This is a genomic window from Leptospira koniambonensis, from assembly GCF_004769555.1.
Taxonomy (GTDB): domain Bacteria; phylum Spirochaetota; class Leptospiria; order Leptospirales; family Leptospiraceae; genus Leptospira_B; species Leptospira_B koniambonensis.
This window is the reverse complement of sequence record NZ_RQFY01000004.1, coordinates 956,053-967,790: the sequence shown is the minus strand read 5'-3', so window position 1 is coordinate 967,790 and position 11,738 is coordinate 956,053. Positions and strand designations below refer to the sequence as shown.

Below are 11,738 nucleotides of genomic sequence, written 5' to 3'. Positions count from 1 at the left end.
ATTAAACCTTGTTCATAAAGATTTGTTCTAAGGTCACATCCTGCTTACGAATAAATTCAGGCAGGATACCGGAAGAAGAAATTCCGGAATATAATTCTTCTTTAAACTTCCTTTCGGAAGAAGTGTTGATCAAGAAAGTAGAACCTACTGAATCTTCTCCTACGAATTTGAATGTTGCACCAGACTTGCTCGCAACACCGCTTAAATAGGATTCAGTTTCCGATCTGGATTTTCCGGATAAAGTCACTTCGAGACCAGAAAGATTTTCCATCTCTCTTTCTAATTCCTGGCGATCACATTGGTATACCAATCTTCCCTTATGTAAGAAAAGGAATCTATTACATGTTTTGTAAACTTCAGGAAGGATATGACTCGAAAGAAGAATTGTATGTTTTTCTTTCAAACCATGAATTAGATTACGTATTTCTACTATTTGTTTTGGGTCCAGACCTGAAATAGGTTCGTCCATGATGATAATTTCAGGATTTCCTAAAATAGCCTGAGCAATCCCAACTCTCTTTCTGAATCCTAGAGAAAGAGTTTCTATTACTTTGTCTTTTACTTGAGTAAGATCAGTAAGACCTAAAACTCGATTCAGTTCCAAAGGAACATCTTCTTCTGAGATCTGTTTAATCCTAGCTGCGAAAGTCAGATATTCACTCACAGTTAATTCAGGATACAAAGGAGGGGTCTCCGGAAGATAACCGATCTTCTTCTTTACATCGATTGGATGTTCGAATGTGTTCAGTCCGTTGAACTCGCATAATCCATCAGTTGCCATTAGGTAACCAGTGAGTATCCGGATCGTGGTTGTTTTTCCTGCACCATTAAGGCCAAGTAAGCCTACAATTTCTCCCTCTTTGAGTTCGAAATTCAGACGATCAATGGCTAATTTCTCTCCGTAAAATTTGGAAAGGTTCCTTACTTTTATCATATTGTTTTCTGTCCGGGTCCACCGGAGATTGGAAGATATTTCTAATTAGAAGGGTTTCGGAAAGATAACCTCATGCGGACCCGACTAGGTCAATCATTTTCCCGGAGAAAGACCGAACCGCAAGGTTTTGAGAGATTTCATGGGAATAAACAGATGTATAATGGAACGGTCGTTCTTTACGAACGCTATTCAGGACGAAAAAGCTCTTTAAAAAAGAATTGCGAACCCAAGGCTGGAAAGAAAAGCATCTTCTAACGACTTATAAAAGGCATTGTATGGCAGTAGCAAACTTTTTGAACGAAGCAAAAGCTCAAGGCAATAAACTATTTTTGCAATTTGGGGGCCAAGGTTCTCCTTGGTTGAAGGAACTTTCCAAACTTTACGAAACAGATCCTTCTTTAAAAGAATTGTTTGATACAGCTTTCAAAGCTCTAGCGGAAGAAGTTCCTAGCTTAAGAAAAGACATCATCTCTCAAGGATATGATTTCGAATCTTGGATCAAAAATCCAGAATCTGCTCCAGATGAAAATTATCTCTGCAGCGCTACGGTTTCCATCGTAGGTATCTTCCTCACACAAACAGCAAATTACGTCTCTTTAGTTAATAAAGGTTTCGCTACTTCTGAACTTATCGCAAACGCTGCGGGAGCAACTGGTCATAGCCAAGGGATCATTCCTGCAGTATTGATCGCTTTAGGAAAAGAAGGCGCTGACTTCTATAAAGAATACGTTAAATTTTTGAAATTCGTTCTATATCTTGGATATAGAGCTCAGGAACTTTACGGAATTTTTAATCCTTCTGAAGAAGTCCTAAAAGGAAACGAAGAGATCGGAGACAAACAACCTGCTCCAATGGTTGCAGTTATCGGCTATAGCGCGGCTGAACTTTCTGAAAGAGTTCAACAGACAAACGCAGAACTCGGACTCAGCGGAACTAAAGCGATTTACGTTTCTCTATTTAATACTCCTGATTCAAATATCGTTTCTGGAAATCCAGAAGCTCTTCTTGCTTTCCGCAAAAAGTTTAAAGCGGAGATGGATGAGAAAAAGGTAAAATTCGTCTACTTAAGAACAACTGCACCTTTCCATTGCCCTATCATGGACGAGTCTGAAAAAACTGTTCCAAAAGATATGGAAAGAATTGGTTTCAGTTATAAAGGTTCTGATCTAAAGATCCCAGTTTATTCTATCTTTGATGGAAGAAATTACCAAAACGAAGCAGATATCAGCTTACCTCTATTCAAAGAAGTTCTGATCAAAGCTCTTTATTGGGATAAAGCAACCACTACTTTCGTTAAAACTCCTAAGTTAGTTGGTATCGATTTTGGACCTAGCGTTGTTTCTCAAAAATTAACCCAAGCAAACTTGGGAACTTCTGAGAACAAAATTTACAGCGCATCCAGCCCGAAAGACATTAAGGTACTTTTGGCTTAAACTTTCCGATCTAGGGAATTCTCCCTTCGGACAAGAAAAGACTCCGCCATGGATTCGGTTCCTAAATTACTAAGAACCTCTATTCGGCGGTTGTCTTTTCTCTTTCCAGAAACACTCAGACGAAAACTTCTATTCGATGTTCTGGCTCCTTACAGAGAAAAGGAACTTCCCCTTTTAGGAAGATCCGCTTTTCAAACAGGACAGTACTGTGAATTACAATTTTGGAAATTTCTAAAAGAGCCGAATCATGAATTCGACATTTCCAATCAGTTCATTTCCCCAAAACAAAAAGCCTTACTCAAAGATATTGCAGGCAGTCTTTTTCCAGACGCAAAACATGCAGGATATAAGGATTCAAAAACCAGATCTTATCTAGATTCAAAACAACCTGTCAAAGGTGCTTGTGTCAGAACAAAATTTTTTGATACAAGAGCAGACTTTCTAATTCCTAATGAAGAAGGTTGGCAGGTAATTATCATCAAGGCGTCTTCCTCCGCTAAAAGGACACATATCTCTGAACTTTCTTTTATTAGAATGGTTTTGGAAGAAGCAGGATATAAGGTAAGCTCTACCCAAGTATGGACAATAAGTTCTGAATATTCTTATACCGGTGCAGAAATAGATCCGAATCGATTATTTCATAAAAAGGATTGTAGCAAGGAAACTCTGGCGAATATAGAAGGGATCAAAGAAAAAGCTTATCAGCTTCTAGAAGTATTAGAAAAAGATAAAATTCCTTCTATCACTTCTTCCAAACATTGTGATCATCCCAGAAATTGTATACATCCAGAATCTTGTTATTCAGATTCTCCTCCAGGAGATCTATTTACTTTAAGAGAAGGAAAAGATCTCACTCTTACTCTTTGGAACCAAGGGATCCGAAACCTATCTGAAGTAGAACCAGATTCTGAATTCACTCATCGCCAAAAGATCCAAGTAGAAGCTATAAAGACTGGAAAAGAATATTTAGATACAGATTCACTTCTGGCTTTTCTAAATAAGTTAAAGTTTCCTTTATATTGTTTGGATTTCGAAACGATCAATCCGCCTGTTCCTGTTTATAAGGATACACATCCATTCCAACATGTGCCTTTTTTATATTCTTTGCATGTAATCCGAAAAGATCTAAAAGAAAAACCGGAAGAATATACTTATATAGATGATCATGAAAAAGATCCAAGGCTTGGGATCTTGGAATCACTTTCTTCTCAAATTAAACCGGGAGGGACCATTCTTGCTTTCAATGATAGTTTCGAAAAACGTTGTTTGAAAGAATCAGTCCAAGCTTATCCAAAATATAAAGAGTGGTTTCAATCCATAGAGCCTGATTTTTTGGATCTAGCAAAACCATTTTGGGATTACGATTATTATCATCCTGCCCAAGAGGGAACCACTTCTTTAAAGGTTGTCCTTCCTGTTCTTACTGGAGCAAATTACAAAGAACTTACGATCAACGCGGGTCATATCGCTAACTCCGAATTTTTAAGGATCAAAACTGAGAATGTTTCGGATCAGGAAAGAAGAAGTGTCGAGTCCGACCTGATCGCTTATTGTAAGATGGATACCTATGCTTTGATCCTGATCCTTAGGGCTTTAGCGGAGAAGTTAAACTGGCCCGGAAAATTATAACAAATCCTTCCAGATCGATTCTTATGTAGGAATTCCAACCAAAATCGGACTTGTCGGGAGGGGTCCAGCGATTTCCCTATCCTTAGAATGGCGGCTCAAAAGAACATAAAGAAAATCGTATTAGCATATTCAGGCGGATTGGACACATCCGTAATTCTTACCTGGCTTAAGGAAACCTACGGTTGCGAAGTGGTAGCATTTACCGCTGACGTGGGCCAAAAAGAAGAGCTCACAGGCCTGGAAGAAAAAGGTATTAAGACCGGAGCCTCCAAAGTTTATATAGAAGATCTTCGTTTAGAATTCGCAAGGGACTTTATCTATCCTGCAATCCAAGGAAATGCGATCTATGAGATGAGATATTTACTTGGAACTTCCTTAGCGCGTCCATTGATCGCAAAAGCAATGGCAGAAGTTGGTAAAAAAGAAGGAGCAGATGCTTTCGCTCACGGTGCAACAGGAAAAGGGAACGACCAAGTTCGTTTCGAGTTGGCATTCAAATCATTAGCTCCAGAAAAAGAAATTATAGCTCCTTGGAGGACCTGGTCCTTTGGAGGAAGAGCCGATCTAATAGAATACGCAAAATCAAAAGGTATCCCAGTACCTGTAACTGCTTCCAAACCATATTCAATGGACAGGAACCTAATGCATATTTCTTACGAAGGTGGAATATTAGAAGATCCTTATAGAGAACCGAATGAGGATATGTTCCTTCTTACTGTTTCTCCGGAGAAGGCGCCGGATTCTGCTGAATACGTAGAACTCGACTTTGTTGAAGGAAATTGTGTAGCAGTGAACGGCAAAAAAATGGATCCGTACGAAGTGGTGGACACTCTAAATACGATCGGTGGAAAACACGGAATTGGAAGAGTGGATATCGTAGAGAACAGACTTGTAGGAATTAAATCTAGAGGAGTTTATGAAACTCCAGGTGGAACAATCCTATTCCATGCACATAGAGACTTGGAATCCATCACAATCGACAGAGATACGCAGCATCATAAGGATAAATTATCCGCAGAATTTGCTGAGCTAATCTATAACGGACATTGGTTCTCTTCCAGAATGGCTGCAGTCAGAGCATTCATCTCCGAAACTCAAAGATTCGTAACCGGAACTGTAAAAGTAAAACTATATAAAGGAAATTGCATAATCGTAGGAAGAAAATCCTCCGTTTCACTTTATAATCCAGAGATGGCAACTTTCGAAAAAGAAGAACTGTATAACCAAAAAGATGCCGAAGGTTTTATTAACCTATACGGACTTCCTGCGAAAGAAGCTGCAAGGCTGAGAAAAAAATGACAAGAATTGCTGTTTATCCTGGCTCCTTCGATCCTTTAACTAGAGGACATTTGGACATTCTCCAAAGGTCCATAGGTCTATTTGATAAAGTGATCATAGGTGTCGCGGTAAACTCCAATAAAAGTTTTCTTTTCTCCATCGAAGAAAGAATCGAATTCATCAGAGAAGCAACCAAAGGTTGGGAAAATCTGGAAATAGACACTTTCGAAGGACTAACAGTAGATTATTGTAAAAAGAGAGGAGCTAAAAGTATCATTAGAGGACTAAGAGCGGTCACTGACTTTGACTATGAATATGCGATTTCTCTAATGAACAGAAAACTTGCTCCTGAGGTAGAGTCAATCTTCCTAATGTCCTCAAACGACTATTCTTTCGTATCTTCTACAATCGTAAAAGAAGTAGCAAGGCATGGAAGAGACGTATCCGCTCAAGTACCGGATCACGTTAGCAAAGCATTACTTAAAAAATTATACAACAAGTAACTAAGGAATAAAAATGGCTAGAACATTTATCATGATCAAACCCGACGGAGTGAAAAACAAACATGTCGGCGATATCCTACAAAGAATCGAAAAAGAAGGATTCAAAATTTTAGGACTTAAATATCTTAAACTTTCTCTAGAAGACGCAAAACAATTCTATAAAGTGCATTCTGCTCGCCCTTTCTATAACGATCTTTGCAGCTATATGTCTTCTGGACCGATCGTTGCAGCTGCTTTAGAAAGAGATAATGCAGTTCAACATTGGAGAGACGTAATTGGAGCTACAGATCCTAAAGAAGCTGCTGCAGGCACTATCAGAGCACTATTTGCAGAAAGTAAAGAAGCAAATGCCGTGCACGGCTCTGACTCAGATGATAACGCTGCATTAGAGATCAGCTTCTTCTTTAAAGGAAACGAACTGTTCTAATAGAACTGATCTTTCCTTTTATAGACCCGGTGTCCCTAAAAAGACCACCGGGTTTTTTATTATTATCTTCTAATATACAACAACCTAACATTCGTTTTATATAAAGAGCCATCTTGACCGGCGTTCTTGTCGGAGAAAAAAATCAGGATTATAACAAATTTTTCTTGTACTTTTTGGAAATATCTTTCTCTATTTTTCCAACGTAGGCGAAATATAACCACCGTTTCGACCGAAGCTAATAATATGAACGCAGTGACCAAAGAGCAGATCATTAAGCATAGCCGTATCATAGAAAAATACAGAACAAAGGACACTTTGTTCGACGGCTCCCCTGATTGGATGGACGATGTTTTGGAAGTGATCTACTCCCAAGATGATTTTATAGCGGAAAAACCCGATATAGATCTGGATATAGAGTAATCTAATCCTTTGCCTATTCTTTGAAAGTTCTTTAAACCGGGGCAACCGCTCCGGACTCTCTTAAAATTTTCATTATCTCAGGTTTACAACTTCCACAACCTGTCCCCGCCCCTGTCTTTTCAGAAAGTGTTTTAAGATCACAAACTCCATTTCGGATCTCTTCTTCTATATTACCCTTTCCTACTCCATTACAAGAACATACCAATGCCCCTATTGGAGGTTTCAGCGGAGAAGATCCAGTTAAAAGTCTATCTCTCTTATCTCCTAACTCGATACCTGAAGAGATCATCGCCTTAAATTCTGAAAACTCAGACTTATCCCCTACCAAGATCGCTCCTACCAAACGATCTCCTTTGATAATACATTTTTTATAACGGCCCTTTCTTTTATCAAAGAATACGATCTCTTCGTATTCAGGACCTGCCTCATCCATTGGAACATCAGGCAATCTCAAAGATACTAATTCTAAACCAGGTATCTTCAAAAGATTTGAATGCATAGATCCTGAGTAAGAACCAATCTTATATCCATACATATGCCATGCTGCAAACTCGGCCTGTTCTTCCGTGGCAGCAACAGTTCCATACATTCCAGTAGAATGTTCTGCGACTTCTCCTATCGCGTAAATATCCGGATCACTTGATTGTAAGAAGTCGTTCACTAATATTCCAGACTTACAATTGATCCCTGCATCTTTAGCTAATTCTAAATTCGGCACTGTACCGACTGCAAATACAATTCCATCCGGACGAATGCTGGAACCATCTCTGAACTTAACACTTTCTAGTCTTTCTGATCCATACACTTTAGAAATTTCAGTATCGAATAAGATCTGAATTCCTCTTGCTTCTACTTCTTTTCTTAAAATTTCCCCTGAGATCTCATCCAATTGTTTGGACATCAATCGATCCGTTCTTACAAGAACAGTTACGTTTACATGCAAGGTTCTTAATGCAGCTGCCAGTTCTAAACCGAGTAAGCCCCCGCCTACGATCAATGCATGAGTGTTCGGAACGAAAAAACCTTTGATTCGATCTGCATCGTTTTTGGAACGAAGACTAAAAATCCCCAACATCTTTTCTGGAATATATTTAGGGATAGAAGGTCTACTTCCTGTAGCAATGATCAGTTTATTATAAGAATATAAATTGCCTTGGGTATCTCTGACCTTCTTTCCTTCCGGAAGGATCTCTGAAACAGAAATAGATGACTTAACTTCTATATTCCAGGATTCTATTTCTTCTTCGCTGACCGCAGATAATTGGGAGAATTGTTTATCACCGCTGATCAGATCAGGCAATAAAATTCTATTATAAAACGGATGCTCTTCTTTGCATAATACTGTGATCTCATCATCGGGAGAAATGGCTCTGAACTTTCTGAGGAATGCAAGAGTTCCGTTTCCTCCACCTATGATAAGAATTTTTTCCTTAGGTTTTTTATATGGAAGAACTTCTACTGCTGAAATTTTAAAACCAGGTTGTTTGGAGAATGGATCAAACTTAGAGCTTGTAAGATTATTTGCTCTTGCTTCATCGTTTCCATTCTTTCTTCCCCAATGCATAGGCAAGAATACAGTACCTTGTCGGATACTTTCTGTGATCGTAGCTCTGACTCTAACACTTCCTCTTTCGTTTTTAACTTCTACGATCTGAGCTTCTATAATCTCTCTTTCTTTTGCATCTATCGGATGGATTTCTAGATAAGGTTCTTTTTTATGTTCTTTGAGTTTTCTTACCTTTCCAGTACGGGTCATTGTATGCCATTGGTCTCTGATCCTGCCAGTGGTAAGAATTAAAGGAAAGTTCTCGTTCGTTTTTTCGGAGGTATCTTCTGGGTCTACCGAATGTATTTTTGCTTTTCCACCTGGACGATAAAACTTTCCGTCAGAAAATAATCTTGGAGTTCCTTCATGATCTTTGGAAGGGAAAGGCCATTGCACGGATCTTCTTTTTTGTAAGATAGAATAATCCAGACCTCCAATATCCAAATTTGTACCCTTAGTAAGAAGACAATGTTCTAGAAAAACTTCTTCTTCATTTTTATAATTGAAAGAAGGACCAAATCCCATCTTCTCCGCAAACTCTGTTAATATCCAAGTATCCGCCTTTGCATCTCCAGGAGGATTGAAAATTTTAGGTAGATACGTTATTCTCCTATCTGAGTTAGTCATGGTACCTTGTTTCTCTGTCCAACCCGCAGCAGGAAGAACATAATGAGCAAATGGAATAGACTCATGACGATTTGAAATATCTTGTACGACTACTAACTCCGCATTTCTAAGTCCGGCCTCTACTGTCCTTGCATCCGGAAGACTTACTGTGGGATTTGTACAAACGATCCAAATCGCTTTCATCTTTCCGTTTTTGAGATTTTCAAACATCTCTGTTGCTGAATATCCCGGCTTGTCCCGAATAGATTCCACTCCCCAAAAATCTGCGACTTCCTTTCTATGATTTTCATCTGCAAGATTTCTATGAGCTGGCAGAAGGTTACATAGCCCGCCTACTTCTCTTCCTCCCATAGCATTTGGTTGTCCTGTTAAGGAGAATGGACCGGATCCAGGTTTACCTATCTTACCTGTGATCAAATTCAAATTAATTAATGCTAAATTTTTATTTACTCCAACCACACTTTGGTTTAAACCCATTGCCCAAAGAGTTAAAAATCCTTTGGAATTCGAGATCAGACTTGCTGCTTCTCGAATTGACTCTTCTGGAACTCCGCAAGAGTCCGCGTATTCTTTCATGCTAATAGAAAAAACTTTTTCTTTTAGATCTTCGAAACCTTCTGTATGCGAATTGATAAAATTAGGATCTAAGGAATTTGTCTCTATCAGACTTCTCGCAATTGCATTAAATAATAATACATCGGTACCTGGTATGATCTGAAGATGTAAGTCTGCATTCTCACAACTTTCTGTTTTTCTAGGATCGACCACGATGATCTTAACATTCGGGTCTGAACTTTTTCTAGCTTCTATCCTTCTAAAAAGGATTGGATGGCACCATGCAGGATTAGCGCCCGCGATCAAAAAACAATCTGCAATTTCTATATCATCATAAGAGATAGGAACGCTGTCCTCTCCTAAAGACATTTTATAACCTACAACCGCAGAACTCATGCAAAGTCTGGAGTTCGTATCTATATTATTTGTATTTAAAAAACCTTTGGTGAGTTTATTCACCACATAATATTCTTCCGTCAATAATTGTCCGGAAACATAAAAGCCTACAGAATCAGGTCCATATTCTTTGATCAGATTTTTAAAACGGGAAGCAATCTCTCCCAGCGCGGAATCCCAGTCTGTCTTTTGCAATTCTCCCGTTTTAGGATTTCTTGCCATTGGATGCAAAAGCCTGTCGCTCGTATCCAAAACAGTATGGTGCAAATTCATCCCTTTGGAGCAGAGCATTCCTTTATTTGCAGGATGATCCGGATCTCCTTGGACTGTAAAACTGGTCTCGTTTTCTTTTTGAATCAATACACCGCATCCAACTCCGCAGTAAGAACAGGTGCTTCGAAATCCATTTTCTGTATTCACAACTGATTTATAGCAATTTTCATGCCAATTAATAAATTTTATAACCGATTCAACCAAACTCGTATTATATCCGAATAGAAATTCAGCGAATCTAAATTATACGCACTTATATTAAGCATCATGTACAATATATGCGTAATTTCTAGCAATATTGTTCTCTATTCTTAAATCTATCGATAGTAGAATTTTATCATGTGTTCGAAAAAGAAGGGCTTAATCTAAATTTTTATATGATTAACTCTTAATATAATCTTTTTCAAAAATTCATCCAGAAACTTGGCACGACTTTTGCTATAAGATCTATGTGAGCGTTTCTGCTCGTTAACGGAGAGCTTTAAATGAAAAAATTTCGTGAATTTCTATCCATAGGTCACTTTCCATCGCTCGTGAGCTCCTTTCTATACTTTGACTTCAGCTTCATGGTATGGATGCTGCTTGCCGCTTTAGGCGTTTTTATTTCAGAAGAATTCAAATTAGGCCCTGCCCAAAAAGGTATGTTGGTTTCTGTTCCTTTACTAGGAGGAACATTATTAAGGATCCCAATGGGTCTACTCTCAGATCGTTACGGATCAAAGATCGTTGGTCTTTGTGGAATGGGCGTCACAATGCTCACTCTATTGCTCGGCTGGAAATTTGCTCATACTCTTCCTGAAGTTATCCTTGTTGGATTATTATTAGGAACTGCAGGAGCAAGCTTTGCAGTAGCTCTTCCTTTAGCTAGTAGATGGTATCCTAAAGAATACCAAGGCTTAGTGATGGGAATTGCAGGCGCTGGAAACAGCGGATCTGTGATCGCTACATTCTTCGCTCCTGATCTTGCAAGAAATTTTGGATGGCATGCTGTTTTCGGTATTGCTCTTATTCCTTTAGCTTTTGCTTTCATATTCTTCTTATTCTTTGCAAAAGATTGTCCTGGAACAATTTCTAAAAAGCCTTTAAAACAATATTTAGTACCAATCAAATCCAGAGATGCTTTATTCTTCTGTTTGCTGTATAGCGTAACGTTTGGTGGATTCGTAGGTATCGCAAGCTTCCTTCCTATCTTCTTCCATGACCAATACGGTGTGGATAAGGTCACCACAGGATTTTATACTTCTTATTGTATCTTAGGTGCAAGTTTAGTCCGCCCTATCGGTGGATATCTTTCTGATAAATTTGGCGGAGTAACAGTTCTACTCGGAGTATTCGCTGGAGTTGCTTCTTGCCTAATCGCGGTATCTTGGTTGCCTTCTGTAGGTATCATACTTCCTACCTTCATCACTTTAATGATCTTCTTAGGTTTAGGTAATGGTTCAGTATTCCAACTCGTTCCTCTTAGATTCAGCAAAGAGATCGGGATCATCACTGGGTTTATTGGAGCGTTCGGTGGTTTGGGAGGATTTTTCGTTCCGAATCTATTAGGAAGTTTGAAAGCGATTTCCGGGACCTTCTCCGTTGGATTCGTAGTATTATCCGTGGTGGTTGCGTTATCTGCCTTCCTTCTGTTCTTAATGAACACTTATGTTTGGGAAAGAAATAGAAAAAACGAATCCTTAGAATTGGAGTCGGCTTAAGCCGGCTCCTTAAAAGG

At 38.8% G+C, this 11,738-nt stretch carries 9 protein-coding genes; 7 read left to right on the top strand and 2 right to left on the bottom strand.

Annotation, left to right across the window (positions count from 1 at the left end; all coding sequences use genetic code 11):
* Position 1: 1 nt before the first annotated feature.
* Positions 2-934, bottom strand: coding sequence for an ABC transporter ATP-binding protein (locus tag EHQ52_RS08510; RefSeq protein ID WP_135614767.1), 933 nt, complete (start codon positions 932-934; stop codon positions 2-4).
* A gap of 275 nt (positions 935-1,209) precedes the next feature.
* Here EHQ52_RS08510 and EHQ52_RS08505 point away from each other — a divergent pair, with 275 nt between their 5' ends.
* From EHQ52_RS08505 to EHQ52_RS20060, 6 genes are all read left to right on the top strand, one after another.
* Positions 1,210-2,367, top strand: coding sequence for an ACP S-malonyltransferase (locus tag EHQ52_RS08505; protein ID WP_135614766.1), 1,158 nt, complete (start codon positions 1,210-1,212; stop codon positions 2,365-2,367).
* A 48-nt stretch (positions 2,368-2,415) separates the two neighbouring features.
* Positions 2,416-3,996 carry a DUF2779 domain-containing protein gene (locus EHQ52_RS08500; RefSeq protein ID WP_135614765.1) on the top strand — a complete coding sequence of 527 codons (1,581 nt, stop codon included), beginning with the start codon at positions 2,416-2,418 and terminating at the stop codon, positions 3,994-3,996.
* Positions 3,997-4,083: 87 nt separating this feature from the next.
* Entirely contained in the window at positions 4,084-5,295 is a 1,212-nt protein-coding gene (locus EHQ52_RS08495) for an argininosuccinate synthase (RefSeq protein WP_135614764.1), read from the top strand.
* Entirely contained in the window at positions 5,292-5,777 is a 486-nt protein-coding gene (coaD, locus tag EHQ52_RS08490; RefSeq protein ID WP_135614763.1) for a pantetheine-phosphate adenylyltransferase, read from the top strand. Before EHQ52_RS08495 ends, coaD begins: the two co-directional genes overlap by 4 nt.
* A gap of 13 nt (positions 5,778-5,790) precedes the next feature.
* Positions 5,791-6,204, top strand: a complete 414-nt coding sequence (locus tag EHQ52_RS08485; RefSeq protein ID WP_008593886.1) for a nucleoside-diphosphate kinase — start codon at positions 5,791-5,793, stop codon at positions 6,202-6,204.
* Between the two features lie 243 nt (positions 6,205-6,447).
* Entirely contained in the window at positions 6,448-6,624 is a 177-nt protein-coding gene (locus EHQ52_RS20060) for a hypothetical protein (protein WP_165780219.1), read from the top strand.
* Between the two features lie 31 nt (positions 6,625-6,655).
* On the opposite strand, the gene EHQ52_RS08480 is transcribed toward EHQ52_RS20060, so the two are convergent.
* Entirely contained in the window at positions 6,656-10,168 is a 3,513-nt protein-coding gene (locus tag EHQ52_RS08480; RefSeq protein WP_135615691.1) for a nitrate reductase, read from the bottom strand.
* A 338-nt stretch (positions 10,169-10,506) separates the two neighbouring features.
* Between EHQ52_RS08480 and EHQ52_RS08475 the strand changes: the two genes are divergently transcribed.
* Positions 10,507-11,721, top strand: coding sequence for a nitrate/nitrite transporter (locus EHQ52_RS08475; RefSeq protein WP_135614762.1), 1,215 nt, complete (start codon positions 10,507-10,509; stop codon positions 11,719-11,721).
* Positions 11,722-11,738 lie beyond the last annotated feature (17 nt).

Excerpts from the sequence above, each read along its gene's own strand:
- EHQ52_RS08475 (WP_135614762.1), top strand. The coding sequence starts at position 10,507 with ATGAAAAAATTTCGTGAATTTCTATCCATAGGTCACTTTCCATCGCTC.
- EHQ52_RS08505 (WP_135614766.1), top strand. The coding sequence starts at position 1,210 with ATGGCAGTAGCAAACTTTTTGAACGAAGCAAAAGCTCAAGGCAATAAA.
- EHQ52_RS08485 (WP_008593886.1), top strand. The coding sequence starts at position 5,791 with ATGGCTAGAACATTTATCATGATCAAACCCGACGGAGTGAAAAACAAA.
- EHQ52_RS08500 (WP_135614765.1), top strand. The coding sequence starts at position 2,416 with ATGGATTCGGTTCCTAAATTACTAAGAACCTCTATTCGGCGGTTGTCT.
- coaD (WP_135614763.1), top strand. The coding sequence starts at position 5,292 with ATGACAAGAATTGCTGTTTATCCTGGCTCCTTCGATCCTTTAACTAGA.
- EHQ52_RS20060 (WP_165780219.1), top strand. The coding sequence starts at position 6,448 with ATGAACGCAGTGACCAAAGAGCAGATCATTAAGCATAGCCGTATCATA.
- EHQ52_RS08510 (WP_135614767.1), bottom strand. The coding sequence starts at position 934 with ATGATAAAAGTAAGGAACCTTTCCAAATTTTACGGAGAGAAATTAGCC.
- EHQ52_RS08495 (WP_135614764.1), top strand. The coding sequence starts at position 4,084 with ATGGCGGCTCAAAAGAACATAAAGAAAATCGTATTAGCATATTCAGGC.